This is a genomic window from Actinomycetospora sp. NBC_00405, assembly GCF_036044095.1.
GTDB classification, from domain to species: domain Bacteria; phylum Actinomycetota; class Actinomycetes; order Mycobacteriales; family Pseudonocardiaceae; genus Actinomycetospora; species Actinomycetospora callitridis.
The window spans coordinates 3,225,448-3,252,081 of sequence record NZ_CP107938.1; the positions used below are offsets into that span (position 1 = coordinate 3,225,448).

The following is a 26,634-nucleotide window of genomic DNA, read 5'->3' on the forward strand; positions in this document are numbered from 1 at the left end:
GGATCGGGGGCGGTCGGCGCCGTGTGCGGGCACCGGAGGGCAGGTCGACATCACGTCGACCACTACGGACGACGTCTCCCATCGTGCCTCGTTGTCCGTCGGTGAGGGCGTTCACCCACGGACGATCTGTGTCTCCACCACTCGGCCCAATCGCTGATCCGAACGGCTCTCACTCATGGACGACGGGCCGCCGGGGGCCCGGGTGCCCGGGCGGCAGGGCCGAGCGAACCAACGGCCACGACGCTGCGATGCACGCCACGACGAGCGGCCAGGTCAGCACCACCTGGGCGATCCCCAGCGCGACGACCTGGTCGGCCGCCCAGAGGCCCGTGAACACCACCACGCGGACCGCGTACTGGGCGACCCACACCCAGCTCGCCCGGCAGTACCCGCGCACGAGGTCCGGGTCGCGGCGCCACAGCGTGGGGTGGCCGGTGAGGGCGCCCACGACCAGCCCGAGCAGGGGCCAGCGGATCGCGATCGAGACCAGCCAGGCCGCGAGGCTCCCGGCGTTGGCGATGATGCGGGGCAGGAAGAAGTCCTGCGCCCGTCCGGTGTAGAGGGCGAGCAGCGCCGCACCGACCGCCAGCAGCAGCCCCACCGCGACCGCGCGCGGACGCTCCCCGCGCCGGTGGCGCCACAGGGCCACCCCGCCCGCGACGACGACGGCGGCGATCCCGCCCGCCAGCACCGACTGCGGCCACCCGAGCGCGTCCGCCGCGAGCCAGACGGCGACGAACGCCACCGACGGCACCGAGGCGTCGATCGCCTGGCCCTTGCCACCGAGCAGTTCGGCGAGCGGGTTCGTCTCGGGACCCCGACCGTGGGGCACGTTCAGCCGGTGGTCTCCGGGGCGCGGCCCCGGCGGAGGAGCTCCGCGGCGAACGCGGGCGACGGCGTGCTCGGGCTGGAGACCTCCACGAGCATGCCGTTGGGGTCGGTCACCAGCATCTGGCGACGGCCGTGGAACAGGTCACGCGGCGGGGCGACCACGGGGATCCGCGCCCGGCGGGCGTCGGCGTGCACCGCGTCCACGTCGTCGACGAGGAACGTGAGGATCACGCCGGCGGGGTCGGCGCGGTACGGGGGCGGCACCAGCTCGTGGCGGACCGCCCAGATCGCCAGCTCGTGGGCCTCGTCCCCGTCGAGGAGGGTGAGGGCCACGTACCAGTCGCTGTCGAACGCGACCTCGAAGCCGAGCAGCGCGACGTAGAAGTCACGCGTCTCGGGCAGCCGGTCGGACAGGACGGTGGGGAACGAGCGGCGCATCGCCATGCGTCGGATCCTCTCTCCGGCGGGGGCCCCAATCGTGGCGCACCGCCGTCGGGCACCGGAGCGTGGGGCCGATCACGGACCGGCGACGGCGTCCGTCCCCACCGAGGCGCGGATGACCGCCCAGCAGGACTCCGTGAGCTGGCTCACGAGCTGGTCGAGGCTCGCGCCGTGGGGCTCGTCGAGCCAGTGCGAGCTGGCCGAGTCGACCATCCCGACGAGCCCGAAGGCGAGCGGGTGGGCCACCGCGGGCTCGATCTCCGCACCCAGCGAGCCGTCGACGAGCATCCCGGCGACGTGCGCCGCGACGGTCGCGCGCACGTTGGTGGTCGCCGACTCGCCGCCGGTGCCGAAGGACGTGCGCTTGAGGTAGCGGTAGACGTTGCCGTTGGCGCCCAGCCAGCGCAGGTGCGCCCGCAGGGCCTTGGCGAGCATGTCGAACGGGCGTCCCGACGGACGCCACACCGGCTCGAGCTCGGCTACGAGCCGCTCGACCGAGCGCGCGGCGATGGCGCTCTGCAGGTCGTCACGGCCTTCGAAGTGGCGGTACAGCCCGGGACGGGACACCCCGGCCCGCGCGGCGATCTGCTCGGTGGTGACCTCGGGACCGTGCTCGGCGATCGCCGAGCACGCGGCGTCGACGAGCTCCAGGCGCCGTGCCTCCCGGTGCCCGGCCCACCGCCGCGCCCGGCCGTCGGTGGTGGGCGTCTCGCTCATGGTCTCCCGAGGGTCCCACCGCCGACAGGGCCGTACCAACTACAGGTAACATCATGTATCTGTTACATTGCGTCGCACTTACCCGCGGCACGAGAGGCACGCCATGACCCGCGCGCTCGCACCGACCGACCGGGAGCACACGGCCGCCCGGCTCTTGGCGTCCTCGGCCCGCCACACCCTCGACCCGTCCCTCGAGGTCGATTGGGACGCCCCGCTCGTGCCCGGCGGCTGGGGCATGCCCCCGGAACGCACCTCGCTCTACGGCACCGAGCTGTGGGACAGCCTCGACGACCAGCAGCGGATCACGCTCTCCGAGCACGAGGTCGCGAGCATGCTCTCGGTCGGGCTGTGGTTCGAGGTGATCCTCATGCAGATGCTCACCCGCTACGCCTACGACCTCGACCTCCGCGAGGGCCACGCCCAGTACGCGCTCACCGAGGTCGGAGACGAGACGCGGCACTCGGTGATGTTCGCGCGGGCCGTCAGCAAGCTCGGGACGCCGGACTACCGCCCGCACGGCCTCCTGCACCGCTTCGGCGGGCTGTACGGCCACATCGGGGCCGGGCCCAGCATGTTCGCGAGCGTCCTGGTGGCCGAGGAGACCACCGACCGCCTGCAGCGCGAGTCGATGCGCGACGAGCGCATCCAGCCGATGCTGCGCGCCGTGAGCCGGGTGCACGTCGTCGAGGAGGCCCGCCACGTGCGGTTCGCCCGCGAGGAGCTCGTCCGGCTCGTCCCCACGCTGTCGCGGGCCGCGCTCGAGCGGGAGCGCTGGCTGACCGCGCTCGTGTCGACGGAGGTGGTGAACGCCCTGGTCCAGGCCCGGGTCTACCGCTCCGTCGGGATCTCCGGGCGGGTCGGGCGCGCCGCGGCGCTGGCCAACCCGCACCACCTCGCCACCAAGCGCTTCATGCTCGAGAAGGTGCTGGACTTCCTGCGGGGCGTGGGCATGGTCGGCGGACCGTCGGAGCTGGTCTGGCGGCGCGCCGGGCTGATCTGAGTCAGCATCTGGGTCAGCGCCGCGCCGCCACCTGCTCGCTCGAGCGCCCGACGAGCACGAGCAGGCACCCGGCGAGGATCCCGGCGATCACCGCGCGGCCCCCGGAGTCGGGCGCGGCGAGGGCGACCAGCGCCGAGAACACCGTCGCGCCCCATCCGAAGGCCGCGAGCCAGCTCGAGATCGGCCGCAGGCCGGCGACGGTCGTCGGGTCCCGGCGCGCCCGCACCGCCCGCCAGCCGGCGAGCGCGAAGGCCAGGACCACCGCGACGACGATCGCGACGGTGCGCCCGGGGCTCGGCGGGACGAGGCCCACCAGGACCAGGGTGGCGACGGCGACGAGCAGCGCGGCCGCGGTGACCAGCCACCCGGCCCGGCGCACGCGCGCGGCACCGTCGTCGGAGGCCGTCCCGATCGGCATGTCGTGCAGGGTATCGGCGCCGACGGGATCCTCCCGACGTGCGTTCCCGGACGGCGCCGTCGTGGGTTACCGTGACGGGCCGGTTGACCGCCCAGCCACTGCGCCCCGGAAATCGCGGGGATGTCGCGTGGGACGGATCCGGGATCGTGAGCACCCAGCAGCGTTCGCCCGTGTCGTCGGACGCCCTCGGCCTGGCCGACCTGCTCGACGGGCGCGCCCCGGTGATGGCCCGCGAGGCCCGTCGCATCCCGGAGCGCGACCCCGGCGCCGGGCGGCCCCGGCTCGAGGCGGAGGCGGTGCCCGTCGGCGCCCTGGAGCGGATGTGCGGGCACGCGCTACAGGTCGCGGGCTCGGTGCAGTGGGCCCAGGTCGTGGTCGCCGTCCGGGGCGCGCCTCCGGTGGTCGCATCCGCCGGCGACGTGTCGCCGACCACCGCCGAGGCCCTGGCCCGCGGGCCCCGCACGGCGGCGTGCCGGTCGGGCACCACGGTCGTCGTCGACGACGTCGCCGCCGACCCCCGCTGGACCGGCCTGCGCGACGGCACCCGGACGCCCGCGTCGCTGCTCGTCCTCCCGCTCCCCGGCGGCGACGGGGCGCTCACGCTCGCCTCCGACACGCGCGCGGCCTTCGACGCCGCGACCCGGGCGGTCGCCGCCGAGCTCGCCCGTCACGTGCACCGTCTCCTCACCCCGTCGGACTCGGAGATGGGGGTCCGGGCGCGCGACCTCGTCGTCGCGGCTCGTGCGCTGCTCTCCCGCCACCACGCGATCACGCCCGACGCGGCGTTCGACCTGCTCCTCGAGCGCGCCAGCGAGGCCGGAGCATCGATCCTGGCGTGCGCGGAGCAGGTGGTCGACGAGCTCGGTCAGGAGCAGGTCGCCGGACCGGTCCACCCCGCCGAGCCCGCGAACGTGCGCCGGGCGCTCGCCTACCTCGAGGAGCACGCGACGGAGGACGTCGACGTCGCCGACGTCGCCGCGGCCGCCGGGCTCGGCACCCGTGGCCTGCAGATGGCGTTCCGCCGCTGGCGTGCCACCACGCCGCTGGCCCACCTGCGCGACGTCCGGCTGGCCGGGGCCCACGAGGAGCTGCGCGCCGCCGACCCCCGCGACGGCCGGACCGTCGCCGACATCGCCTCCCGCTGGCGCTTCACCCACCCCGGGCGCTTCTCCGTCGCCTACCGGCGGCGCTACGGCTGCTCGCCGAGCGAGACGCTGCGCGCCTGAGGCACCGTCAGGGACTCTCGGTGAACCGGAGGACCTCGGCGGTGAAGAGGTCGGTGCCGGTGTCCATGGCCACGTGCCCCTGCCCGGCCATGACGACGATGCGGGAGTCCGGGAGCGCCCTGTCCACGGCCTCCGTCGCCAGGTGCAGCTCCCGCGAGCTCTCGCTCCCGGTGAGCAGCAGCGTCGGCACCGCGAGCTCCCGGAACCGCTCCGGATCGAACCGGTACGCCTTCACCGCCCGCAGCTCCCGCGGGATCGTGTGCGCCGTCGCCATCCGCGCCCGCCACACGGGCAGGGACCGCATGGACGCGATCACCTCCGGGGGCACTCCCGCGACCTCGCGCGCCATGGTCGCCACCACCCCGTCCCGGTCCCCTTCCTGCAGCAACGTCTCGAGTCGCTCGAGGACCTCGGGAGGGTTCATCTCCGCGCCCGCCACCTCGAACGGGGGCTCGTAGAGCACCAACGCCCGGATGCCGGAGCTGAGCAGGGCGGCCTCGAGCGCGCACAGCCCACCGTGCGAGTGGCCGAGGAGGGTCACCGGTTCCCCCAGCGAGTCCACCACGGCGGCCACGTCCTCGAACTCCCGCTCGAGCGCGTAGTGCTCCGCGTCGCCGCTGCCGCCGCGGCCGCGGCGATCGATCGCGCAGACCGTGTAGCGCTCTTCGAACGCCGGCAGGACGGGAGCCCACCGGCTGTGGTCGGCGGACGTCCCGTGCACCAGCACGAGCGGCGGTCCGTGGCCGCTGCGCCGGTAGGCGATGCGCGTGCCGTCGCGGGACGTGACCGTCTCCTGGTCCATGGACCCCTCCTCCGGATGTGCGGCCGTCCCCGCCCGCCCCTACGCGGGGTTCCGCGGGCGCGGTGCTCCCCGAGCTCCAGGGCGATGAAGGCGTCGACCATCGCGGCGTAGGTCGCCGCGACCACGTCCGGGTCGGCGCCGTCGGCCTCGGCCCGCTCCCGCACGCGGGCCAGGAGGGCGGCGCGCCGGTCGGGAGCCCGCACCGCCGCGTCGTCGGCCTTGAACGCGGCGGCGGCCCGGACCTGCTCCTGCCGCCGCGCGAGCAGCGCCACGATCTGGTCGTCGATGCGGTCGATGGCCGCGCGGACGTCGTCGAGGGACACGAGGATCGCCGATCGTCGTCGGCTCAGCCGTCCTGGGCGGGGACGGGCGCACGCCAGTCGAGGACCAGCTCGGGCATCGGGCCGGGCGGCGGCTCCGCGAGGTCCAGGCCGTAGATGTTCATGAGGAAGTCCCGGAACTCCACGTCGAACGGCTCCTGGGACGTCGCCATGAGCTCGAGCGCCCACCCGGGGTCGGCGGCCTCCATCACCATGATCTCCCGGGGCCCGTCCGGGGTGTGGTCGACGAAGACGCCCTGGCGGGTCACGCCCTGCCGCGCCCGGGCCGCCGTGTACTCGTCCCTCCGCGCCCCGGCGAACTCCTCCATCGCACCCCGCCACTCCGCGTACTTCTCGGGCGGGATGGGCATCGAGATCACGATCATCGACATCGGGCGCTCCGTTGCTCGCCGTTCGGTCCCGCCGAGTGTGGCAGCGCGACGAGCGACCCGACCCGACCCTCACTCGATCCGCTCAGCGCTCTGAGCAGCACTTGCACGATGCGCGACGGACCGACGACGGTGCGGCGCCTCCCCGGGTCAGGTCGTGCGCGAGGGCCGTGGAACGACGGTCAGGGCGCCGGGAGCCGCGCCGGCCGCCGCACGGCCGTTCTGCTCCCGGTGCCACGCCAGGGTCTGGGCGAGGCCGGCGCGCAGCGAGGTGGTGGCACGCCACCCGAGGTAGTAGCTCGCGGGCGCCGGGTCGGCGACGTGCGCCAGGTCGTGGCGCCGGTCGCCCGCCTCGCCGAAGCCGAGCGGCCCGCGGTACCCGGCGAGGTCCGCCAGGGTGCGGACGAGGTCGGCGATCGTGGACGTGTGACCGGAGCCGATGTCGAGGATGCGGCCGATGGCGTCGGGCCTCGCCGCGGCGCGGACGAAGGCGTCACCGACGTCGTCGACGTACACCCAGTCCACCGGCCGCGTGCCGCTGCTGAGTGACGGCGTGCTGCCGTCGAGCAGGCAGGAGCACACGTAGGGCACGAGCTTGCGGTCGTCCGGTTGGTCGGGGCCGTAGACCATGGCGATCCGCAGCACCGTGACCGGCAGCTCCCACTGGGCGTGGAACAGGCGCGCATAACCGGTGGCCGCACTCTTCGCCGCGGCGTAGGGCGAGACCGGTGGGGTCTCCCCGCGGGGCTCCTCGATCGAGCCGGCGAGCACCACTCGGCAGTCGGGGACGGCGTGCGCGGCGGTCATGACGGCGACCGCGGCGCGGGCATTGGCGTCGAGCATCGGCAGGGCGAGCGCGGTCTCCCGGTGGCCCTGCACGAGGCTGGCCAGGTGCATGATCGCGGCCGGGCGGACCCGCTGGACGATGTCGGTGAAGCGGTCGGCGTCGACGAGCTCGCCGCGGTGCCACGACATCGCCGGTGGGAGGCCGACGTGCGGTCCGGCGTGGCGGGAGAGCGCGTGGACCTCGGCGCCGAGCCGGATCAGGCGGCGGCACAGGTGACGGCCGAGGAACCCGGTCGCGCCGGTGACGAGGACCCGCCGGCCGGCGAGCTCGTGGGTCGGCTCGTCGTCGCCTCGGGGCGTGGGAGCGGGGATGGACGGCGCGAGGGCGGGGTCCGACGGGACATGTGCGACTGGTGTGGACATGGCAGGTGCGCCTCAGGAGAAGCAGGGCCCGGGCGGGCCGGTGGACGAGGTCAGCGCGAGGGCACACCGAGACCTCGCCGCGCAGCGCGGCGCAGGACGACCCGAGACGCGCTCGGGCAGCCCACGAGGTCAGGCCGTGAGCCCGACCCCTCGGGGCGGACCGCGTCGGGGACGACATCGCGTCAGCCCGTCGTCGTCGGGAGGGACCCACACCCGGTGGGGACCCGTGGGGGTCGGTGCCGGCCCGGCCGACTCCGCGAGGGGGAGCCGGGCGACGGCAGCCGCGACGGTGATCACGGCGGAGGCGACGAAGGTCGCGATCGGCTCGCTGCCGGCGACCACGACCACGAGGAGGGCGACGGCGAGCTGGAGGGCCAGGCCCGAGAACTCCTCGGGGACCTCGTGGGAGTGCGGCAGCAATCCCGCGGTGGCCTGGGTCAGCTCGCCCATGCCGTGGGCGACGGGCTGGACGACCACGGCGATGTTGACCAGGAAGAACAGCCCACGGAGTCGGCCACGCAGCAGCCAGCGCAGCACGCCGACGGCGGTGGCCACCATGACGAGGCTCAGCGTGTGGTCCGGTCGCTCATCGGCGAGGAGGTCGAACGCGCCGGCGACCGCCACGACCCCGAGCGAGGACGCCATGAGGGCCAGCGAGCGCACACGCCGCAGCGAGCTCGCTGCTCTCCGCGCTCGCGTGGGGTCCACGACGCGACGGTAGCAGTCCCCTTTCGGGTGACATGGTCACCCTTTGTGATCAAGAATCGGTCATCTCGGACACCTGGTGAAACCCCGGTTGCTGTGCAACCGTGGTTGCATGCCGAGGTCGGTCGTCGACGTCCGGACTCCGTGCCCGCCGTGGGCGGTCGTGACGCTCTCGGGCTCGCGGCGCTGGTGGTGGGCCTGCTGCTGCTGATGGCCCCGCTCGCTCTGCAGGTGTTCGCGGTGGCGTCCGTCGCTTCGGCGTGGGCCGCCTGGAGGCTCAGCGGGTGGCTGGAGCAGTGGCTCCCGGAGGACGGGGACGAGGATGCCCGGCGCGGATCCTGACGGCGCGGGCGCGTGGGTGCTGCTGACCTATCGGATCCCGCGGGAGCCGTCGACCGCCCGCGTCGGGGTGTGGCGCAAGCTCAAACGGCTCGGGGTCGCCCAGCTCGCCGACGGCGTCGTCGCGCTGCCCGCCGACGCACGCACCCGCGAGCAGTTGGAATGGCTCGCCGACGAGGTCGTCGAGGGCGGAGGCGCGGCCACCGTCTGGGACGCCCGACCGGGCGGCCGGCACCCCGAGCGCGAGCTGGCGGAGGCGATGAGCGAGGCCCGGGCGGCGGAGTACCGCGCCGTGGTCGCTCGGGCGCGGTCCGCGGGCCTCGACGAGGGTGCCAGACAGAACACCGTGCGCCGGCTGCGCGGCGAGCTCCGCAGGATCGGCCGGCGCGACTACTTCCCCCCACCGGAACGCGCCGAGGCCCGGAGAGCGGTCGACGAGCTGGCCGCCTCCGGCGACCACGAGGAGGCGACCCGATGAGGTGGGCGACCCGGGCACACATGCACATCGACCGGGTGGCCTGCGCCTGGCTGATCCGTCGGGTCGTCGACGAGGACGCCGAGTTCGTGTTCGTCGGCGACCCCGCCGAGGTCCCGGCCGACGCGACCGCGTTCGACATGCGTGGGGTCGAGCTGTCCCACCACGGTGGCGACTGCAGCTTCGAGACGATCCTGCGCCGCTACGAGATCACGGACCCGGTGCTGTGGCGGATCGCGGAGATCGTCCACGAAGCCGACCTCGACGACGAACGCTTCGACGCCCCGGAAGCTCCCGGCGTCGACGTCGTCGCCCGCGCCCTCGGGATGGTCTGCGACGACGTGACTCTGCTCAGCCACACCGGGCCACTGTTCGACGGGCTCTACGAGTACTACCGCCGCGCCACCCTGCGGGGCCGCGAGCCCTCCTGATCCCTCGCCGGAGCGCGCCCTCGTCGACCTGGAGCCGGCGCGGGGAATCGAACCCCGGACCTTTCGCATCTAGTCGATGAGTTCTCTCGACTGACCGCTGGTGCCCGCGGTATGCCGCTGAGCTGTACGGACACTCATCCGGCACTCTCAAGGTTGTCGGGCATCCCGGAGTGCCTACGGCACGATTCCGGTAGGTACGGAGTGAGTCGATCTTGGGCTCACGCTCGATCCCAGGCGTACGTCGGGACGCCGGCCTCGCGGCTCATCGTCGAGAGCGCGTGCGGACCCGTGGCGCTGCCGAAGGCCAAGCAGACGTCGGCGCCCGCCTCGAGCATCCGCCGGTGCCGGCTCGCGACCACGGTCCCCTGCGGCTCGTCTCAGTCGAACTCCCATCGCTGGACCCGTCCGCCCCAGTGCCGCCAGCAGCGCACCGCCAGGTCCTCGGCACCCTCGGAACACGCCCCAGTCACCAAGACGTCGGGCTCCCGCACGAGCGACAGCGCAGCCATCAGGGTCTGCCAGTCGGTCCAGAACTTCGAGCCGGCTACGAGGACTCGCATCCCGGCCACCTCCAACGCCCGTGAGATCGGCGGGGCGGCGGTGCGCGCCCCGGGTGGGGTCCGTCCCGGCCCCACCGCGCCTGCGGGCCCTTCGGCCGTCGGAGGCTCGCCAGCAAGGGAGGAAGCCGACGATCTTCAGCGGCCCCTCGTTCTGATCCGCGGCGTTCGTCGTCGGTCTGCCGGTGAAGATGGTTGGCGGCCCTTGCTGGTGAGGGACGGCCGTGCAAGCTCGCGCGCCGCCGCCCCGCCCCGCCGTAGGTGGTTCCTCCGGGGTCTCGGCCGCGCGGCCTTGAGCAGCCCCACGGCCAGTGAGTCGGGCGCGCGGGCCCTCCCCCACGTTCCCTGGCCCGGGCTGCTCCCCGTGCTTCCCGTCGTGGTCGTGGTCGCCGCTGCCCTCGCCCCGCCCGGCCCTCGGGCCGGGCGCGCGCCGCGGGTCGAAGACAGGAGCGGAAGCGTGCCCGGCCCGGAAGGGCCGGGCACCGGCGCGCCAGCGCCGGCCTACACCGCTGGCGGTGATGCACCGTGAGCGCACCGCGCCTTGGTAATGAGGGGTTTAGCTCCCCCGCCCCCGACACCGCCGCCGCGGGGCCGGCTGTGGCCGCGGTGCCGCCCCCGGACGACGCCGACGTGCGGTGGGCGGTGCATCGGGCAATGTGGAGCGTGACGCCGCTGCGCAAGGTCCGCACCTGCCGCCGCTTCCGGTTCGACGCCCAGGCCGAAGAGCTGCCGCTGCGCGGGCTGGAGACCGACGACCGGGGCTCGGTCGACGTCGGCGTCGGCGGGCTGCAGACGTGCGCGACGTGGCACTCGTGCCTGTGCTGCGGCGCGAAGATTGCCGTCGGACGCGCCCGCGACCTCGCGCACGCCTTCTCGTTGTGGGGAGCCCTTGGCGGCACCGTGGTGCTGGCCACGTTCTCCGTCCGCCACCACCTCGGGCACTCGCTGCGGACCCTGGTCCAGGCGCAGCGCACCGCCTGGAAGCACGTCACCAGCGACCGGCCGTGGCGCCGGCTCAAAGAACGGCTCGGGGTGCGGTTCGTGCTGCGCGCCTTCGAGTGCACCGTCGGTGACGAGGCCGGCTGGCACCCGCACATGCACGTGTTCCTGCTCTGCGACCCCCGTGAATGGACCCGCAAGCAGGTCCCGTGGGGCACCGAAGGCCGCACCCGCACCGTCCTCGAGAAGCCGATCGGCGAACCGGTCGTCATCACCGCTCCCTTCGCGGAAACCGTGCTCGCCGAGAGCTGGGACCGTTGGTGCGAGGGCCTGGCCGAGCACGGCCTCGACGCCATCAGCTACGTCCTGCGCGGTGGCCAGCAGGAATCGGCGGGCTTCGACGTCAAGGTCATGAGCGCCGAAGCCGAGACGATCAGCAACGACCTGGCCCGCTACCCGTTCAAGATGGCCCTCGAAGCCGTCGGGTCGGTGTTCAAGCACGGCCGCGATGAACCCGGCCGCCGCCACCGCACCCCCTTCGAGGTCATGGAGACCTGCGCCGTCGCCGCCGCTGAGGGGGATTACGACGCTGCCGAGGCCGACGCCAGGCTAATCAGCGAGTGGTCGCGTACCGCGACCGAGATGCGGTTTCGCCAGTGCCAGTGGCCGCCGCTGATGCGCGGCTGGTTCGCCGAGAAGGCCCGCGAGCTCGGCGTCCCCGGCCCACTGCTCGAGGACGAGGTCACTGAACAAGAGCTCGCCGACGCCGAAGAGCAAGGCACCGAGACCATCGCCTACCTCAGCGCCGCCGACTACGGACGCGTCGTTGCATACGAGCTCGACACCCTCAAAGCCGCCGGCCGCGTCGGCGGGATGCCGGGCATCGTCTCGTGGTTCGACGACCGCGGCCTGGCCATTGACCTCACTGACCACGGCACCCGGCTACACCACAAGCGAGCCGGCGCTGATCCACCACCACGACCTACCGACCACCTACAGGCGGCTTAAGGAGGTCCCGACCCATGCCACGCAAGCTCGATCAGAGTCGCACCCTCGCGGCCAAATTCCCTGCCGTCGCCGCCCAATGGCACCTCGAACGTAACGCCTCGGAACCGGGGTATCGCACGCCCGACACGATCCCGGCCAGCTCGCCGCGCGTCGTGTGGTGGCGGTGCGCTGCGGGCCACGAGTGGCAAGACAGGGTCGCCACCCGCACAGCCATGCCCAAGTGGAAGAACGGCGACATCGCCGCGTGCCCCGAGTGCGTCGGTGCCCCCACCCGACTCGTCACCCACACCTACCCGGGGTGCGGTCACACTCGTACTGTGCAACGCAAGAACGCCGAGAGGGGCCAGCAGAGCTGCTGGGACTGCGGCGGCGACCCCGCCCCCGCAGACGGCACCGTCCGCCTCGAACGCAAGCGCGCCTCCGCCCTCGCCAGCTACCACCGAAGTAGAGCACGAGGCGGTCTCCTCACCGACGAGGAACGCGCCGCTCAGCACGGCCTCGTCGGCTTCCTCTATCGTGCCCCTGTCGAGGTGACCGAGTTGGGCCTCACATGGTGGCGAGACGGCGTCAAAACCGAATCCCCCGTCGCCACGAGCACCCGAACGCTCTCGTCGTGGTTGCAAGTACTCCGCGTCTCGCACTCGATAGCACTTCAAGGACACCGCTCGGGACCTGTGACGGCTCGCATCGGCGTTCACCTACCCCTCTCCGAGCTCGGCGAGCTCGGCAGGTGGGCCCCGACCTTCGCAGCGCGCGGGTGCGAGTTGGCTGTCGGGACACGACGAGTACTGATGTGAGCTTGAGGCGAGCTGAAACGAACGCGGCCTGGCCATCGATAGAGTCGGCGACTGGACACGCCGCTGCACGAAGGAGCACCTTGCCTCGACGAGAACAACTCCTCGACAGCGACCTGCTGCCCACCTGGCTCATCGGGCTGCGGTTCAATACGCTTCTCATATGGCTAGTAACCGCGGGATGTATAGGTTACGTATTCACCTACCTCCCGTATCTCCGGGGCCCTTATATCCTCAACGCACTCCTGGCCATCTCCGTTGCTTTTGCTCTAGTCTCGATCTTTCAAGTCTCGACACCCCTGCAGGTTTTGCTTCGGCGGGTTCTCGGGGTGTTCGCGATCGCATTCGTTCCACCGAGGCGACCTCGACCTCCACATCCGGGGCCCGAAGCTTTAGACGACAACTCCGAAGAAGCGGTGGTCGACTCTAGCTACAGGAAGGAGAAGTCAGTAGCATGGACTTTGCCCGGGAAGGTTGAATCTAGGATACTCGACGACTACGGCTTCTCGGTTTCCGCTCTATGGCCCGACACTAGACTGCTGTTGAACAAGGGAGAAGAGAAGCGGCTTGCCGCCCTATCGCTCCAGCGACGGTCTTTCGAGATAAGCGCAGCTCTAGTTGGAATTTCGACCCTATCGATTGCGTGGTCCGTCTTCCAGGAATACCCATACTTAACCCTGGACAGCTTCAGCTGGACAATCCTTGCGATCCAGGCACTGTACGCTGTTGGCTGTCTCGGACAGAGCGTGCGAGTGCGCGCGGCGATCACACGCCTCCAAGCAGTTCTTATTCGCCGTAATTCGTCGCAACTATTGAGCGCCTACGGCCGCGACACAAGGTCGCCAAGAGATCGCGCAAACAGCCTCGCGAGACTGTCGCGCGAGCTTCAGCGCTCCAGGCCGCCAATTCCAATACGCCCACAATCCTCCTCACCTGACAATGAATCGAGCAAACGCGGAAGCCGGCGGTTGGCCATTTCGGGGACAGCAGAGGACCTGGCTCCAACCAACGTGATGGGGAGAATTGAGACTGAGGTCGCTACCCTGAACTCGAAAACGTGGGAGGTGCGCCTTCACGTGCAAACTGGTTCCGAGCCTTGGCAGATCGCGGTACAGACAGAGGACACTGCTTTCCGCTTGATTGGAGGTCGAGACCGCTCGTTTGTTGTTTTTGATATACGTGTTGACCCGACCCGAGACCTGTTCGTGGCACCGACAAACGTAACGATGGAGATCGACACCGAAGGCGGGCGCGAAGTCGCCGAGTTCACTGTCACAAGCGCGAGTGCCGAGAGTCGAACAGACAATCTCTGGGCTACCGTGTACAGCTCGACGAAATTTGTCCAGGCCGTGCCGCTGAAGTTGCCCCCCTATGCCCCCTGAGAAACGGCTGGCACGTTGTCCAATACGGTGACGATTGAGCAACACTCCGACCATTTAACGATAACGGGCGTAGAAGGATTCTCTCGATTCAACTACAAGATGGAGCCAGACACATGGCAAGCCGCCAGGGCTCGTTTCTGCGACCGCCTCGAGGACGTTAGACCTTCGTCGCTCCAGGTGGACAACGACCAATGCCAGAAATTCTTGATGACTGGCCGGCAGGAAGCGCTCATTTTCCTAAATGCTTGCACCACGGACCAAACCGATAAGGTCTACTCGTTCACCAAAGAGATCGAAAGTATCATGCGCGCCGCGTGGCTCCTTAAGCAGCCACTCGCCGTGGACATCCGTCATTTCTCGGATCATTGGATTCCCTGGGAATTCTTGGGCCCGGTTGACCAAGACGTTTCAGTTGACGAAGCACGGGTCACAGTCCTCGGCCTTTCGGCAACAGTCACTCACCACATCGAACAGGTAGGTGAACCGCAAGCACTCTCTTCTGATTTGCTTGGTGGCGAGCCGCTGACCATCCGCTTCTTTCGCAATCCGACTTTAGGGGGCACGAAGCTGGAGGAGCTCTACTTCAAGCACGGTGGGCCATTCAGCGTGTTGGGACCCCTCCCAGCCGCCGGAGAGACCCTCGATCTCGCCGAACAGCTTGCTAATCCGACCCGCCACCGGGACGGTCCGGCCGATCAGATAGTGCACATCTCGTGTCATCACGCTGCGCCCGAGAATCTCCGAGAGCTTTCGGCCGCAGCAGTAGTCATGACGAGTAGCGTGTTGGACTTCGGTGACGAGCATCGTGTAACTCTCAGCGACCTCAACAACGATCTGCTGTTCGCCAGGATTGGGACTGGAGGTCGCGCCCTCGACCGGCCCCTCGTCTTCTTCAACGCCTGCAGGGGAGCGTTCACCCCCTTCGTGCTTCAGTCCTTGAAACAGATTCTTCTCGAGAATGGGAATCGAGCAGTGATCGCCACGAGTCTCAACGTGCCCGACGATACTGCGCCTGTCGTGGCCCGGGAGTTCTACGATAACCTGCTTGAGGGTGCCGACGCGGCAAGCGCTCTCCATACTGCCAGAACGCGGCTGATGGAGCAGTACAGCTCTCCCATCGGCCTGCTTTATTCCTACTACGGCAATCCGAACTTGCAGATGATTCTACGGCGAAGGGATGCACGACATGTCCGAAGCTCTTGAGGTTGCCCACGCAACGTTCTAGGCGCCGTAGGGAGGTTGCCAATCTGGCCTCCAGGAGCCAAAGTTGATCTCGGCGACGTTGGCGTTTTCGATAAGCGAGGCTTCCTGTTCAAGACCCGACTAGAAGACCTTGGCATCAGGATCGAACGAAGCTCGCCTCGGGAAGAAGGCCCGTCGCTAAAGATTCAGTCGGCACGCACCAGCGTGAAGGAGACTTCAGCCAGCCTATCGGCCGACGTCACAGCCACGGCCACCGGAGCTGGCAAGTTGGAGGTGAGTTTTGGCGGGGAGGGCGACTTCGCACTTCGCGCCGCGAATGTAAATAGTACTCGCATCAACAACATCGTTGCCGTCGAGGACTCGATCAGCGAACTTCTAAGTCTCGGTACTTGGAAACGAAATTGGGTCTACGTGCAGGAAGTTGTAGTAGGGGCACCGTGCATCTTCTTGGTGGCCAGCGCTCGTTCAAAGCACGCGGCAGTCCAAGCCGCCGCGTCCGGAGACCAAGCGCTCTCTTTTGCGGCCCAGATGGACGCGAGGGCGGGCTTTCGAGTTGAGTCTGACGACACCTTGTCATACGAGATTGCTGATCTTGGTCCCACGCCATTCATGTGGCGGGGCCGCTGCCTGCGCAGTTGGCCAAGTAGAAGCATGACCGACCGGGGAGACGGAAGTGAATCGGCGTTCAAGGAACTGATCGAGTACGATCAAGGCATCGACGATGAAGACGACGATCTGTAGCCGCGACTGACTAGGTCGCTTGGTCGCACCGACAGCCGCGAATTTCGCGTAGTGGCCGGACCTCGGTAATGGGCGAACAGGTCTTCACAAGACCCGGACGCGTCGGGGACCGAACGGAAGGCTCACGCCTGCAGAGCGAGTCGCGATGGCCCAGCATCGCCGTGAAGGCCGGTGGGCCCGTCGGTCGCAGCTTCGGGGCATCACCACTCTGCGGCGGGTCCGGAACTGCGGCACATCCCTCGATCCCGAAGGCGGGATCACGCTCGCGGTCACGACGAACGCCGATGGGTCCCGATCGGCCGGCTACTCCGGTCTGGCGTCCTGCGGCTCCGTGTGGGCCTGCCCGCAATGCGCCGCGAAGATCGCCACCCGCCGCGCCGACGAGCTGTCCAAGGTGATGCGGGCGGTCGACGAGGCCGGTGGCTCCGCCTTCCTGCTGACGCTGCCGATGCGCATGCCCGCGGGGACCGGCTCGGACTGAGCACGGAGGAGCGGGCCCGACTGCGCGGCACGGCCTTCAGGAGAACCGATCGGGCTACGAGGCTGCCAACGCGAATCAGTGGGACTTCGATGAGCGCGAGGCCGAGGCGGAGGCGATCGAGGAGAACACCTTGCGCCAGGCGCGCGGCTGCTGGGACGTGCTGTCCGACGCCTGGGCCCGGGTTACGTCCGGTGGGGCGTGGCAGGCCGATCAGGAGCTGTTCGGCGGGCTCCTGGGCTGGGCGCGGGTCGTGGAGGTCACCGATGGAGACAACGGATGGCACGTCCACATCCACGCCCTGCTGTGCTTCGGCGCGCAGGTCTCCGCCGATCTCGTCGGCGGTTCGGTCGGCGCCCGCATGTTCGCCCGCTGGCGGGCGACGTTGGAGCGGAAGGGCTTCGACGCCTCCGAGGAACACGGGTGGGACCTTCGCCGGGTGCAGCTCGGCGACGGAGACCTCGCCGACTACTTCACCAAGATCGCCCACGAGGTCACCGGGTCGCACCGCAAGGAGGGCCGCCGCGCCGGCGGGAGGACCCCTATGCAGCTCCTGGCCGACGCGGTCGATACCTACGACGAAACAGCCGTGGCGCGGTGGTGGGCGTGGGAGCAGGCCAGTGAGGGCCGCCGTCAGCTCACCTGGTCTACGGGCTTGCGCGACTTGCGGAAGCTCGCCGGCCTCGGCGCCGTGGCTACCGACGAGGACGTGGCCGCTGAGGACCTCGAGGCCGAAGCTCGCCTCGGTCTGTCGGTGGACGCGTGGGAGTACGTCGAGCACGCCCGCCTCGCGCCCGAATTACTGGCCGTTGCCGAGGATGGCGGTATGCACGCTGCCCGCAACTGGCTCGCGGCTCGGGCGCTCCCGTGGATCGACGAAGCAGAGCGACCACGCTTGCCCGCGAACGACCATCGCAACGTGCCATTAGGGCGAAGCGCTAGGAGTTGACATCCCAGCTGTTCCGGCAGGCCCTGACGCCAAAACTGCTGCGTAACTCTCGTCAAGCTGGGGGCCGAGCAAGAGCAATGCAGTAAGGCAACGTGTCATTCTGGTGATGTGCCGGGCCTCCGCGATCTCGAGATCACGTCCCCACACGGACTTAGTCCTGTAGGACAGCCACTTCTTGATCACCTGCTTTCCTCCAATGTGAGCTTGCCACACCTTCATCGGCACACGGCAAACCTGCACGTGCTCATTTAGGTGGATTGAGACCATCTCTGGCCCGACGAGGCCCTTGACGTCCTCAGAGCTCATTTCAACAGCCTCGTCAGTAGCCGCGACCGAATCGGCGTCCGACCAATCCTCGACATCGATCTTTCCAGCTCGCGGCATGACTGCACCTTGTTGCATCGCACCCCAGGTGACGTCGACTGCCAGGTCACCAGCGTTCGGATCGACCGCCTGGCCGTCCGACCGTCGGATGTTGCCCAACCGACCGAGGAGCGGACCCGAAGGCACCGGCTGGTCTTCGTCAAAGAGCCCCTTCATCTTCGCCCCGAGAGCTGCCGATCTCCTAAGCGCGTCAAGTGAAGCCGGAAGTAGAACTCTAGGATAGGCCTGAGTAAGCGCGTCTTTATGTTGCTCCCTATACATCGGCGCACCCGTGAAAGCCAGAACATGCAGGAATAGAAGGTCCGCGTCGTTTTGATCATCCGGGTTGAGCCCGAGGTTCCGAAGGTACTCTCTGCTGCGAGGCGATAGATTCGGCCGCGCCGGGACGCCTCCGCCGTCGGCGCCGGCGCCAAGATCGAGAGCGAGAGCGGGTTCCTCGTCCACCCTCTCGGCAGGAAGGCGCGTCGGCAAAAGGAAGGCGGTGTAGTACAGCGTGTGCTGGTCCCCCACGTGCTTACTTGCGAATAGCGGGAATCCGTTCCGATCAGACTCCACAGTACGCAGCGCATACAAGAACCATGCGTTTTCGTCGCTCGCCTCTACCAGTCTCGGTTGGGATGCAACCCAAAGGCGATGATCGCGCTCGATATACGCGTACCGGAGGTCGTAAGGTCGAGTCATGAAACGTCGAATTTTGCTAGAGTCAAATGGACGCCGGCTAGCCGCCGTGCCACCCGGCTTCTGTCCGGTCAGCTTCTGCCTGACGCGGTCAGGTTTATACCCGCTCCGTGGAACCATCAGAGGTGCGCAGGAGTCGGATAGCTCACTGACCTCTTTATCCGGATCAAGGAAGTCCCTCATACGATCCGACAACGCGTCATAGCTCACGTCGATAAGGCCTCCGCCTCTTGCCTCGTGCAAGCCGTACTCCGGAGGTCGCTCAGCCAAATCAGGCAAGGACGTCCACGAATAGTAGGATTCCCCGGCTTGTACGGGTTGGAGTGCGAAGAAGTTATCCCTGCTTGGCACGACGGTCGTTTTGTCGAGGTCACTCTCAGGGTCCTCGGGTAGCTCGCCATCGTGGAGACGCAAGAGGTCCTGCGCTTTCGTTCGCCCCCACAAGGCGCGGTAGGTCGCCGACGCCAACGTCTCCTTCATCTCGCCATCGGACTTCCGGACCATGACAGTTATGGCCGTTCCCTCTGCGATGCCGTCCGCACTACCGGAAGTAAAGATGCTGGGGTCGGGCCGGCCCTGAGGGGTGCGCTTTCCAGTCTCGTCGCGATCCCCGTTCAGGTCCACTACGTCGATTGAATCGAACGATCGGAGAAGATGCCGGCGCATGACATGGAAGGAGGGCCGCTTGAGAAAAGATCGATTGCTAATGTAGGCGACGACACCTCGTCCTGTCATCTCGGCTATTCTGCGCTCAGCGACCCTGATGAATCTCACGTACAAGTCGTCGAGCGAATTTCGACCCGTGATGCCCTGCTTGTAGGGGGCGATAAGTTCCGATTCCTCAGACGACGAGGCAATCCCCGCAAACGCATTGTACGGAGGGTTGCCGAGTACGACGAGCACCTGCTTGTCCTGCTTGACAGCTGCTGCCGCCTCCCGCTCTTGTTCGAGCGCTGCGAACAGGGTCGCTTCGTTATCGTCGGTGGAACTCCAGCCTGTCAGAGAATTGGTAAGAAATACTCCCGAACGAGACCCACTCGCCAGAGGAACTCCGAGCTGCTGAAGCTGGAGGCTAAGCCGGAGGTGCGCGATTACGAAAGGAGCCGGCAGCAATTCGAAACCAAAGAGGCGGGAAGTGACTGCTTCTCGAACCTCTGCGGCGGCCAAGCCGTCGACCGCGTCGTAATCAGGTTCAGACCCGTCTTCTACGTCGCACCCGAGTAAAGTCTTTGCAATCCGGCGAACGCAAGCAGACAAGAACGCCCCCGTGCCAGTGGCCGGATCGAGGACCACTACGGCTTCATCGGCGAGGCCGCGCTCGAGTCCGAAGTCTTCGCGGAGACGACGGTCCACTTCCTCAACGATGTAATCGACCACCGGGCGTGGCGTGTACCAGACTCCGAGATCGGCCCGCAGCTCGGGGTCGTACGCGTCCAAAAACGGCTCGTAGAAGTATTCGACCGCACTCCCTCGCTCGAACTGCGCGAAGAACACGTCTCTAACAACTCGCCCAAGAGCATCAGCAGCTAGATCAAGATCAGGCGTGATTCTCAAGTCATGAACGTTGCTAGGTAGGGCGTACTGTTCGAACAACGTCTTAATGATCGGCGGCAACTTCAAGTCATACGAGACTGTACGCCAGTTGAACGTTGCGGCAGAGCCCTCTCTCGCGGTGAGCACCCAGGTCGCAAATAGGCCGTAGAACAGCGTTTGGATTAAGCCGGACCGGAAGAAGTGCACGGCGTCTTCGTCGTCGAACGTTACTCCAAGACTGCTCTCAAGTTGTTTCCGAAGAGGATCGAGCGCAGCAGGATGACCCTCCTCCACTTTATGCAGCGCCCGACGCGCATGAGTAGCAAGAATCTTCGCGAGAGCACGGGCGTTTGGGATCGGGGCGCCCTGCTGGATCGCCACACGCAAGTAGTCAAGGAGTTTCTGGGGCGACTGCTGCCCAGGATTGTCCTCGACCACCTTCCAAAATGCAGCTTCTGAGGGAACGAGGTCAATACCTTCGTCGACCTTGAGACTGCGGCCATCCTCGTCCAGCGAAACGGTCCGCCAGCTACGCAGATTCGTAACAATGGTCTTGCCGTAGTGGCGCGTGTATCGTGCGACCTGGTCGGAAGAGGTCGTTTGGTCGATTGGCTCTGCTGGAGATTTCACCTCGACGACGCCATGCTCGGGCAGCTGTCGACTCCAGGCGTTTCCGTCGATGATCGCGCCGGTGACCAATTGGTGTCGCCCGAAAAGACCGAGGTCCGCCGACTGCCCTTGTTCGGCATGCGGATGCTGTATAGCGACGATGCCGCTGCCGCCGAGGCTGCCAACGCTCGCTAGGAGGGCCTCGACCGCCGGATAGTAAGAAAGCTCTGCGGTAGACGTGCCGGTCGACCTAATCTGCTGGACGCGTGCCAAGAACTCAGAGAACGGGGCCACCGTAGCCATAGATCGAATCCCCTTCGTCGCATACCTGATCAACCTAACGGAGCGGTCCCGCCGGGAGGTTCGCGCCATCTACAGCCCGTGGTTCACCGGCTGCCCATCGCCGGTCTCCTGGCCCGTCGGCGCTGCCGCCGCCACGTCGCCCGCTACAGAACGCCGTCAGCGGCGCCTTCCTCGTCATCGGACGCGTTGTCCCTGGGCCTGCGCTAGGCCTACGGATGCTGGCCAGCGACCGCGGAGTGAGGCCTGAGCAGGCGACTACCGTGGGCAGCGTGGCGACCGGCGCGGGCGATCGAAGCGAGCACGGCCTTGAGAAGGGCGCAGGGCGGCTGACCACTGGTCGCGACTTGGCCGCTGCTCTGGCCCGTGAACTACTCGCACCGCTTGGCAACCGCTATCGGCACACCGTGAAGGTCGCGGCCCGCGCCGAGGAGCTGGCGGGTGCCGTCCCTGCCGAGGACAGGGAGCTGCTCGTCGTCGCGGCGTGGTGGCACGACCTCGGATACGCGCCCGACCTGGTGCAGACCGGCTTCCACCCGATCGACGGTGCTCGATTTCTCGCCGCCAAGGGCCAGTCACCGCGGCTGTGCGGTCTCGTCGCCCACCACTCGGCCGCGACGTTCGAAGCCGCCGAGCGTGGTCTTGAGGCCGATCTTGCGGAGTGGCCGCGCGAGGAAGGACCGGTGCCAGACGCCCTGTGGACGGCGGACATGACGACCGGACCACGGGGCGAGGGGCTCGAGTACGCCGAGCGCCTCTCCGAGATTCTCGACCGCTACGGTAGAGACTCAATCGTCGGGCGTGCCATGTCTCGATCGCAGCCGTCGATCGAGGCCGCCATCGATCGCACCAACAGCCGCCTCGCGGCTGCTTAGCTGATCTCGGGTCCGCTATTCGCCCTGAGTGCCGCGTCGATGCGCCGGCGCATCGAGGGATGGATGTCGAGCGCAGGGACGTCGGTGACGTCCACCCACTTCGCCGCCTTCGTCTCGACGTTGTCCTGACGCGGCGCTCCAGTGATCACGCGCGCGTGAAAGCACACGGAGAACTCTTGCCGAACCTCTCCGTCGTCGTAAGCCATGACATGGTTGGGGTCGGTGTAGATCCCAACGAGACCTGTGACTTCGACGCGAACGCCAGTCTCCTCCTCGACCTCACGCACCGCGGCTTCGGCGATCGACTCCCCCAGATTCATTGCACCTCCGGGAAGTGCCCACCGATCATTATCGATCTTGTGTATGAGGAGGAGCTGGCCCTCATCGTTCCGCACCGCGGCGGTGACCGACGGCACCAAGCTATTTGCCTGAGGCGCTTCAGGGTCGTCGTAGTAGTCGATACGGGCCATCGGGTTGGTCTCCTCCGCGATGTAAGACTCGGCGCTGCCCCGAGCTCCGCCGAGCGAGACGGTCAGTATCTTCCTCCGGACCCTCGGGTCGCACCAAGTTTTCGTAGCAACCTCTGGAGATCGGGCGTGTTCTCAGCGCGACGCCACAGCCTGTCGTCATCCAGGTTGTCAATCCCCCCTTCTTCGGTCAACATATCTAGCATCCAGCGGCGATCGAGACCGAGAAGCGTTTCTAGATTGGGATGCATTATGACGATTGAGTCGCGACCGAGGCTGCCGTCGCTCGCTGCGAGAATCTCGTCGCGAGCTTGTACCTCATTACCGTTGCTGTCAGCAACAATCAGAACATCGGTGATGTCGTAGTTGGAATTCGCGCTAAATGCTTCGGCAACCTTTGGGAGGTTCTGTCGACCGAATGCAATGAGGAATTGTACGTCGTTGAACTTCTCGCGCGCCCCGCGCAGCAGTGAAGAAAGTAGATACATGTCCGAGTCGCCTTCAACCACGATAAGCCGTAGCGGCTCCACCGCCGGGGCTCGCATAGGGCGGGCGAGAACAGGAAAGAACGGGGTGCCCTGTTCTGTCGCACCTCTGAGCTTTGCTTCTATCATATCGGCGAAGTAGAGATCGCCACGGTGGACCGCTTCGATTTCCTCGCGAATCACGAGAAGAATATTGAGAGTCTTCCCCGCGATCAGCGCGTCCGCTGCATCCTGCGAGTAGCCGCCCATGCTTATGAAGACCCCGATAGTCCCGACTAGCTTGCCGTCGAGCTTCCCACGAAATTGGTACAAAGTAGAGGCTGGAACCGGTTCTCCCGTCCACTTCGCTTCCACGAGCATCGTACGACCGTTGAGCACGAAGGAGCCGTCGATCTCCTCCCCTCGAGGCCGATAGCTCGTTCGAGGAGCGAGTCGTTCGTCTTCAAGCAGTCCCCGGAGCACGCCCTCGAACCTGCGACCTCGGCGGGCGCGCGCTTGGCGAGTAGCGCCCTCGTCGAGTTCGAGAAGGTCGTCGAGCTCTGCCCGCCAGTCCGGATCGGTCACTTGGCTCCCTCTTTGACGAGCTCTCTTGCGTCATCACGATGGCATATGAAAGGTCGGATGGACAATCCGCGCCCGCCGAGCGATGTCATCTAGAAGAGTGACGCCTCATCAGGGGGTACCGCACTCGCTTCGATCCCGAGATGCTCTCGGATCAAATCGACCAGTTCCCGACCGTCAATCAATCTGATCTGCTGCCCTCTGGCAGCTTCACGCGCCATGGTCGTGAAGCTGCTTGTACTAACAAGAGCCACTCCATCAACGTCCGTGTCGGCCAATAGCATTCCCACCACATTATGGACGAGCTCTGCGCGGACTGGATGCCGAGACTTCTTGCATTCGACTCCGAAGCGCAAGGGCATGAGAGTGGTGGCGTCTGTGGCGACGAAGTCGAATCTCCGGCCCCGACGATCTATGATATCGGGCCACGCAGTCTCGTAGCCCATGGCAATGAAGAGCTCGTAGACGAGAGCCTCGAGTTCGCCCGGCGGGAGCTCGAGCAGACTGACGGACTGCCCTTCACCTTCCACCGCGGCGGCTGCTTCTTCTTCGGCGTCTTGTACTTGCTGAACTGTGCTGTCGGATACATCAACGGAGAGATATGTACGCGCGTCGGAGAGAAACGCCGAGAGAGAGCGAAGCATGAGCTTGGCGCCGGCCTCCTCCTGCATCTCTTGTACAAGCTCCGGGCGGGCGCGAACGGGATTCCTATTCTTGTCGAGAAGCCACCAGTCCTCTTTGAGGTCGCTCGTTACGACCAGGACACGCGTGATTCGAATGCTGCGGCTATTCAGCTCGTCCAGCAACTCTCGCCAGACGAGAAAGTCCCCCGCAGCCTCAAGCTCTCGCTCCTTTCCCGCGTCCAGGTATCCAGGCGGGATCATGTTCGGGTAGCGGAAGTCGATTACGTGCCTAACTCGCTTCTCGAGTTCCTCTGAACTCGGAGGTCGTCCCAGTCGACCTGCGAGCAGTTCGTCAAGCTGCACGAGGACCTTGTCCTCGTCTCGAATACTTCTTGGCGTTACATCATGCTCGGCCTCCAGCTTCTCGACCTCTGACATCGCGGCGTCCATCACGCCATCAAGCCTTGAGACGAGGCTCTCCTTGTCGAGCTTGACCGCCTCGCGGTTCCACTCTCTAGTAGTACGACTCTTATCGCGAAGAGCGACTAGGTCGGAAAGAGCCTTCTCGAGTATGGCCACGGCGGACTCTGGCGCCTTCTTGAGCGTCGACTTCACCCTGTCGAAGTGGCGTACCCGGTCTAACACCACTCTTTCTCTATTTCTACTGAACTCAACTGCAGCGTTGTGCGGCACCCAGATTCGCTCGACAGCCGCTCGAAGTACTCCAAGTATCTGGTCACGGGCGTCCGGGCTTGCCTCGTAAAGCGCTAGCAACACGTTAGTATCGAGAACTATTAATGCTTCACGAACGAATTCGCCGGCCTCCGAGTCTGCTCCACTAGTCCATCCGGAATAGGTGGTAGTCAAGCGGCGCTCACGCTGGAACTCGGGGGTCTCACTCGCCATGAGGGGACCCTAGAGGTGCGACAGCTCCGCCGCTCTCCCCACCCGCAGGGCACCGCGGCGTCGGTGAACCTCAGGACGGTTCCGCACGCTGTTGAGGTGCTGCCGCGAGCTCCGGGGCGAATGGGGGTGCCGAACTGTCTGGGCGGTTGAAGAGACCATCCGCCTCCGGGATCGCCCGTCTCCACACCTCCTCGAACGAACGCATGTAGTGGTCCCACATGCGGCCGCCGGGCACGCGCCGCAGGTGGAGGATCGGCGACTCGTTGGCCGGGGCGCCGTACGCGTGACCGTTGACCAGCATGTCTTGGTCGAAGCGGTACAGGCTGTTGTAGAGGGTCGTCCCGTGCGTTCGGACCTCGATCCCCCGCACGCCGTGCACCTGACGGAGATAGCGGCGGTGGAGCTGGATGCGCCCCTGCAGGCCCCCAGTGGTGCCCTCCTCCTCCGCGCGAAGTGCCACCGCGGGCGCCGTCTCGTCGCCGAGCAGAATCCGAACTCGAACGCCCTGAGCCGCCTTTTGAGCGATCGTCGCTGCGAAGTCGTACTGCTCGAACAGGAACGAACCGGCGTACACGAGCACATCGATCGCTTCACCAGCACCAGTCATCAACTGAGTCCAGGTGTCGCTAGGCATGGCGGCGCGGGTCGGGTGAAGCGCCAGGAGCTCGGCGACGCTGGCTGACTGAGTGGCTGGCGAATCGACGACCTCGGGCCAGATGTAGGCCTCGTCCACGCCGAGCGCGGACGCAACAGCAAGTCGATGCGTCCGGTGCGGGAGACGTCCCTTCGTGATCCAGCGCTCCACCGTCTTCGCGTCCACACCGATCCGTTCGGCCAGCTCAGCAGGCCGCAGACCAGCGGAAACGATCGAACCGCGGAGACGCTGGTTGGTCGCCATGGGGGGACTCCTCGGGACGTTCTCTCCGCCCATGGGGACACTCTAGGCGGCTCAGGACGTCCTGTCACGTCCCTTCTTGGTGGTGCTGGTGTCCCCCGCACTCGCCGTCTCCTGGTGAGGCACCGCACAAGCGGCCACGCCGCCGACACCAGGAGACGAACGAAATGCCCTACGACATCTCCGCACCGATCGACACGAGCCGGCTCGACGTCATCGCCACCGGCCACGGCGCCACCATGGAGCGCTGGGAGGACACCCCGACCGGCCGCCGGTCCTCGGGCCAGCCGCTGATCGACGAGGCCACCGGGGCCCCGGTGCGCATCTACGACGTCATGCTCCCGACCGGCCGCGACGGGCGCCACGAGCTGCATGGGATCCGGGTCGTGTCCCACGAGGCCCCGGAGCTCGCGCCCTACTCGCCGGTCGAGCTGGACGGGCTCTGGGTCCGGGTCAAGCCCGCAAGGAACGGCGGCAAGGGCGTCGAGGTCAGCTTCTCCGCCGAAGCCATCCGTCCCGTGGCCGGCCCGCAGCGCCAGGGCCGGCGCACCGCCGAGGGCGAGGCCGCGTGATGCGCTGGCAGAGCCGCGGCACCTGCCGCAATCACGATCCAGAGCTGTTCTTCCCACCCAACGACGGCCAGGACCTCGACGACACCCCGTCCGTGCAGCAGCAGGTGGCCGCCGCCCGCCAGGTCTGCCGGTTCTGCCCGGTGCAGCGCGAGTGCCTCGCCTGGGCGCTCGACTCCGGCAAGGACCACGGCGTATGGGCCGCCACCATCCCCGGTGAGCGCCGGTTGATGCGCCGGCTGCGGCTGGCCGGCGCCTCCGCCTCGTTCGGCGACGCGGCGTCGTGTCCGGCCTGCGCGCTGCTGTTCCCGATGCCCGCGGTGGACGGCGAACTGTGCCCGGCCTGCTCCGAGCGGAGGGCCGCGTGATGACCCAACTGCCCTGCCCCGGGACGC

The 26,634-nt window shown here is 67.5% G+C and carries 29 protein-coding genes and 1 pseudogene; 14 read left to right on the top strand and 16 right to left on the bottom strand.

Translation table 11 applies throughout. The features are described from left to right. Positions 1 to 169: 169 nt before the first annotated feature. The 3 genes from OG774_RS15820 to OG774_RS15830 all read right to left on the bottom strand — a co-directional run bounded on the left by OG774_RS15820 (position 170) and on the right by OG774_RS15830 (position 1,989). Complete coding sequence (locus OG774_RS15820) at positions 170 to 832, bottom strand: DUF3159 domain-containing protein (RefSeq protein ID WP_328302096.1); 663 nt, start codon at positions 830 to 832, stop codon at positions 170 to 172. Between the two features lie 2 nt (positions 833 to 834). Next, entirely contained in the window at positions 835 to 1,275 is a 441-nt protein-coding gene (locus OG774_RS15825; RefSeq protein ID WP_328302098.1) for a VOC family protein, read from the bottom strand. A 72-nt stretch (positions 1,276 to 1,347) separates the two neighbouring features. After that, positions 1,348 to 1,989 carry a TetR/AcrR family transcriptional regulator gene (locus OG774_RS15830; protein ID WP_328302100.1) on the bottom strand — a complete coding sequence of 214 codons (642 nt, stop codon included), beginning with the start codon at positions 1,987 to 1,989 and terminating at the stop codon, positions 1,348 to 1,350. 103 nt (positions 1,990 to 2,092) lie between these two features. Between OG774_RS15830 and OG774_RS15835 the strand changes: the two genes are divergently transcribed. Continuing rightward, positions 2,093 to 2,989, top strand: coding sequence for an AurF N-oxygenase family protein (locus OG774_RS15835; RefSeq protein ID WP_328302102.1), 897 nt, complete (start codon positions 2,093 to 2,095; stop codon positions 2,987 to 2,989). A 13-nt stretch (positions 2,990 to 3,002) separates the two neighbouring features. On the opposite strand, the gene OG774_RS15840 is transcribed toward OG774_RS15835, so the two are convergent. Then, positions 3,003 to 3,407 (bottom strand): hypothetical protein, encoded by a 405-nt coding sequence (locus OG774_RS15840; RefSeq protein WP_274196100.1) that lies wholly within the window; start codon positions 3,405 to 3,407, stop codon positions 3,003 to 3,005. 146 nt (positions 3,408 to 3,553) lie between these two features. Between OG774_RS15840 and OG774_RS15845 the strand changes: the two genes are divergently transcribed. After that, the gene (locus OG774_RS15845) at positions 3,554 to 4,633 is read left to right on the top strand and encodes a helix-turn-helix domain-containing protein (protein ID WP_328302106.1); all 1,080 of its coding nucleotides are present in this window, start codon (positions 3,554 to 3,556) and stop codon (positions 4,631 to 4,633) included. 7 nt (positions 4,634 to 4,640) lie between these two features. Here OG774_RS15845 and OG774_RS15850 read toward each other — a convergent pair whose 3' ends face one another. The 5 genes and pseudogenes from OG774_RS15850 to OG774_RS15870 all read right to left on the bottom strand — a co-directional run bounded on the left by OG774_RS15850 (position 4,641) and on the right by OG774_RS15870 (position 8,061). Then, entirely contained in the window at positions 4,641 to 5,435 is a 795-nt protein-coding gene (locus tag OG774_RS15850; RefSeq protein ID WP_328302108.1) for an alpha/beta fold hydrolase, read from the bottom strand. A gap of 86 nt (positions 5,436 to 5,521) precedes the next feature. Further along, positions 5,522 to 5,758: pseudogene (locus OG774_RS15855) on the bottom strand (chorismate mutase); the annotation flags it as partial. 23 nt (positions 5,759 to 5,781) lie between these two features. Beyond that, positions 5,782 to 6,147, bottom strand: a complete 366-nt coding sequence (locus tag OG774_RS15860; RefSeq protein ID WP_328302110.1) for a hypothetical protein — start codon at positions 6,145 to 6,147, stop codon at positions 5,782 to 5,784. A 147-nt stretch (positions 6,148 to 6,294) separates the two neighbouring features. After that, on the bottom strand, positions 6,295 to 7,353 hold the full coding sequence (locus OG774_RS15865) for an NAD-dependent epimerase/dehydratase family protein (protein ID WP_328302112.1): 1,059 nt from the start codon (positions 7,351 to 7,353) through the stop codon (positions 6,295 to 6,297). A 129-nt stretch (positions 7,354 to 7,482) separates the two neighbouring features. Continuing rightward, positions 7,483 to 8,061, bottom strand: a complete 579-nt coding sequence (locus OG774_RS15870) for a hypothetical protein (RefSeq protein WP_328302114.1) — start codon at positions 8,059 to 8,061, stop codon at positions 7,483 to 7,485. Positions 8,062 to 8,211: 150 nt separating this feature from the next. Here OG774_RS15870 and OG774_RS15875 point away from each other — a divergent pair, with 150 nt between their 5' ends. The 3 genes from OG774_RS15875 to OG774_RS15885 are packed head-to-tail and all read left to right on the top strand — an operon-like array spanning position 8,212 to position 9,303. Beyond that, positions 8,212 to 8,400 (top strand): hypothetical protein, encoded by a 189-nt coding sequence (locus OG774_RS15875; RefSeq protein WP_328302116.1) that lies wholly within the window; start codon positions 8,212 to 8,214, stop codon positions 8,398 to 8,400. Then, the gene (locus tag OG774_RS15880; RefSeq protein ID WP_328302118.1) at positions 8,381 to 8,875 is read left to right on the top strand and encodes a Chromate resistance protein ChrB; all 495 of its coding nucleotides are present in this window, start codon (positions 8,381 to 8,383) and stop codon (positions 8,873 to 8,875) included. Before OG774_RS15875 ends, OG774_RS15880 begins: the two co-directional genes overlap by 20 nt. Then, complete coding sequence (locus OG774_RS15885) at positions 8,872 to 9,303, top strand: chromate resistance protein ChrB domain-containing protein (RefSeq protein WP_328302120.1); 432 nt, start codon at positions 8,872 to 8,874, stop codon at positions 9,301 to 9,303. The genes OG774_RS15880 and OG774_RS15885 overlap by 4 nt, the downstream gene beginning before the upstream one ends. Before the next feature lie 218 nt (positions 9,304 to 9,521). Here OG774_RS15885 and OG774_RS15890 read toward each other — a convergent pair whose 3' ends face one another. Next, a complete protein-coding gene (locus OG774_RS15890; RefSeq protein ID WP_328302122.1) occupies positions 9,522 to 9,662 on the bottom strand; it encodes a hypothetical protein in 141 nt (46 codons plus the stop codon). A gap of 18 nt (positions 9,663 to 9,680) precedes the next feature. Next, positions 9,681 to 9,863, bottom strand: a complete 183-nt coding sequence (locus OG774_RS15895) for an SLOG family protein (protein ID WP_328302124.1) — start codon at positions 9,861 to 9,863, stop codon at positions 9,681 to 9,683. A 522-nt stretch (positions 9,864 to 10,385) separates the two neighbouring features. Here OG774_RS15895 and OG774_RS15900 point away from each other — a divergent pair. The 6 genes from OG774_RS15900 to OG774_RS15920 all read left to right on the top strand — a co-directional run bounded on the left by OG774_RS15900 (position 10,386) and on the right by OG774_RS15920 (position 17,354). Next, positions 10,386 to 11,807, top strand: coding sequence for a hypothetical protein (locus OG774_RS15900; protein WP_328302126.1), 1,422 nt, complete (start codon positions 10,386 to 10,388; stop codon positions 11,805 to 11,807). 14 nt (positions 11,808 to 11,821) lie between these two features. Then, positions 11,822 to 12,604, top strand: coding sequence for a zinc-ribbon domain-containing protein (locus OG774_RS29830; RefSeq protein ID WP_442873881.1), 783 nt, complete (start codon positions 11,822 to 11,824; stop codon positions 12,602 to 12,604). Between the two features lie 1,556 nt (positions 12,605 to 14,160). After that, positions 14,161 to 15,186 carry a CHAT domain-containing protein gene (locus OG774_RS15905; RefSeq protein ID WP_328302128.1) on the top strand — a complete coding sequence of 342 codons (1,026 nt, stop codon included), beginning with the start codon at positions 14,161 to 14,163 and terminating at the stop codon, positions 15,184 to 15,186. Between the two features lie 204 nt (positions 15,187 to 15,390). After that, entirely contained in the window at positions 15,391 to 15,927 is a 537-nt protein-coding gene (locus OG774_RS15910; protein WP_328302130.1) for a hypothetical protein, read from the top strand. A gap of 145 nt (positions 15,928 to 16,072) precedes the next feature. Beyond that, a complete protein-coding gene (locus OG774_RS15915) occupies positions 16,073 to 16,408 on the top strand; it encodes a hypothetical protein (protein WP_328302132.1) in 336 nt (111 codons plus the stop codon). Positions 16,409 to 16,538: 130 nt separating this feature from the next. Continuing rightward, on the top strand, positions 16,539 to 17,354 hold the full coding sequence (locus OG774_RS15920) for a hypothetical protein (RefSeq protein WP_328302134.1): 816 nt from the start codon (positions 16,539 to 16,541) through the stop codon (positions 17,352 to 17,354). Here OG774_RS15920 and OG774_RS15925 read toward each other — a convergent pair. Further along, a complete protein-coding gene (locus OG774_RS15925) occupies positions 17,331 to 20,861 on the bottom strand; it encodes a type ISP restriction/modification enzyme (RefSeq protein ID WP_328302136.1) in 3,531 nt (1,176 codons plus the stop codon). The two genes, OG774_RS15920 and OG774_RS15925, sit on opposite strands and share 24 nt — an antisense overlap. A gap of 269 nt (positions 20,862 to 21,130) precedes the next feature. On the opposite strand from OG774_RS15925, the gene OG774_RS15930 reads away from it, so the two are divergent. Beyond that, positions 21,131 to 21,733, top strand: coding sequence for an HD domain-containing protein (locus tag OG774_RS15930; RefSeq protein ID WP_328302138.1), 603 nt, complete (start codon positions 21,131 to 21,133; stop codon positions 21,731 to 21,733). Here OG774_RS15930 and OG774_RS15935 read toward each other — a convergent pair. The 4 genes from OG774_RS15935 to OG774_RS15950 form a co-directional block, all read right to left on the bottom strand. Beyond that, positions 21,730 to 22,203 carry an NUDIX domain-containing protein gene (locus OG774_RS15935; protein ID WP_328302140.1) on the bottom strand — a complete coding sequence of 158 codons (474 nt, stop codon included), beginning with the start codon at positions 22,201 to 22,203 and terminating at the stop codon, positions 21,730 to 21,732. The genes OG774_RS15930 and OG774_RS15935 overlap by 4 nt on opposite strands. A 62-nt stretch (positions 22,204 to 22,265) precedes the next feature. Beyond that, positions 22,266 to 23,249: a restriction endonuclease gene (locus OG774_RS15940; protein ID WP_328302142.1), complete on the bottom strand. Its 984-nt coding sequence runs from the start codon at positions 23,247 to 23,249 to the stop codon at positions 22,266 to 22,268. Between the two features lie 89 nt (positions 23,250 to 23,338). Further along, entirely contained in the window at positions 23,339 to 24,775 is a 1,437-nt protein-coding gene (locus tag OG774_RS15945) for a PIN-like domain-containing protein (protein ID WP_328302144.1), read from the bottom strand. 70 nt (positions 24,776 to 24,845) lie between these two features. Further along, on the bottom strand, positions 24,846 to 25,673 hold the full coding sequence (locus OG774_RS15950) for a helix-turn-helix domain-containing protein (RefSeq protein ID WP_328302146.1): 828 nt from the start codon (positions 25,671 to 25,673) through the stop codon (positions 24,846 to 24,848). A gap of 164 nt (positions 25,674 to 25,837) precedes the next feature. Here OG774_RS15950 and OG774_RS15955 point away from each other — a divergent pair, with 164 nt between their 5' ends. Both OG774_RS15955 and OG774_RS15960 read left to right on the top strand, forming a co-directional pair. After that, positions 25,838 to 26,242, top strand: a complete 405-nt coding sequence (locus OG774_RS15955) for a hypothetical protein (RefSeq protein ID WP_328302148.1) — start codon at positions 25,838 to 25,840, stop codon at positions 26,240 to 26,242. Continuing rightward, entirely contained in the window at positions 26,242 to 26,607 is a 366-nt protein-coding gene (locus OG774_RS15960; RefSeq protein ID WP_328310977.1) for a WhiB family transcriptional regulator, read from the top strand. The genes OG774_RS15955 and OG774_RS15960 overlap by 1 nt, the downstream gene beginning before the upstream one ends. The last annotated feature ends 27 nt before the right edge of the window (positions 26,608 to 26,634 follow it).

Bases quoted from the DNA above. Each gene is read 5' to 3' on its own strand.
- OG774_RS29830 (WP_442873881.1), top strand. From the start codon at position 11,822: ATGCCACGCAAGCTCGATCAGAGTCGCACCCTCGCGGCCAAATTCCCT.
- OG774_RS15880 (WP_328302118.1), top strand. From the start codon at position 8,381: ATGCCCGGCGCGGATCCTGACGGCGCGGGCGCGTGGGTGCTGCTGACC.
- OG774_RS15885 (WP_328302120.1), top strand. From the start codon at position 8,872: ATGAGGTGGGCGACCCGGGCACACATGCACATCGACCGGGTGGCCTGC.
- OG774_RS15825 (WP_328302098.1), bottom strand. From the start codon at position 1,275: ATGGCGATGCGCCGCTCGTTCCCCACCGTCCTGTCCGACCGGCTGCCC.
- OG774_RS15950 (WP_328302146.1), bottom strand. From the start codon at position 25,673: ATGGCGACCAACCAGCGTCTCCGCGGTTCGATCGTTTCCGCTGGTCTG.
- OG774_RS15835 (WP_328302102.1), top strand. From the start codon at position 2,093: ATGACCCGCGCGCTCGCACCGACCGACCGGGAGCACACGGCCGCCCGG.
- OG774_RS15860 (WP_328302110.1), bottom strand. From the start codon at position 6,147: ATGTCGATGATCGTGATCTCGATGCCCATCCCGCCCGAGAAGTACGCG.
- OG774_RS15850 (WP_328302108.1), bottom strand. From the start codon at position 5,435: ATGGACCAGGAGACGGTCACGTCCCGCGACGGCACGCGCATCGCCTAC.
- OG774_RS15935 (WP_328302140.1), bottom strand. From the start codon at position 22,203: ATGGCCCGTATCGACTACTACGACGACCCTGAAGCGCCTCAGGCAAAT.
- OG774_RS15840 (WP_274196100.1), bottom strand. From the start codon at position 3,407: ATGCCGATCGGGACGGCCTCCGACGACGGTGCCGCGCGCGTGCGCCGG.
- OG774_RS15960 (WP_328310977.1), top strand. From the start codon at position 26,242: ATGCGCTGGCAGAGCCGCGGCACCTGCCGCAATCACGATCCAGAGCTG.
- OG774_RS15955 (WP_328302148.1), top strand. From the start codon at position 25,838: ATGCCCTACGACATCTCCGCACCGATCGACACGAGCCGGCTCGACGTC.
- OG774_RS15925 (WP_328302136.1), bottom strand. From the start codon at position 20,861: ATGGCTACGGTGGCCCCGTTCTCTGAGTTCTTGGCACGCGTCCAGCAG.
- OG774_RS15895 (WP_328302124.1), bottom strand. From the start codon at position 9,863: ATGCGAGTCCTCGTAGCCGGCTCGAAGTTCTGGACCGACTGGCAGACC.
- OG774_RS15915 (WP_328302132.1), top strand. From the start codon at position 16,073: ATGGCCCAGCATCGCCGTGAAGGCCGGTGGGCCCGTCGGTCGCAGCTT.
- OG774_RS15830 (WP_328302100.1), bottom strand. From the start codon at position 1,989: ATGAGCGAGACGCCCACCACCGACGGCCGGGCGCGGCGGTGGGCCGGG.
- OG774_RS15865 (WP_328302112.1), bottom strand. From the start codon at position 7,353: ATGTCCACACCAGTCGCACATGTCCCGTCGGACCCCGCCCTCGCGCCG.
- OG774_RS15945 (WP_328302144.1), bottom strand. From the start codon at position 24,775: ATGGCGAGTGAGACCCCCGAGTTCCAGCGTGAGCGCCGCTTGACTACC.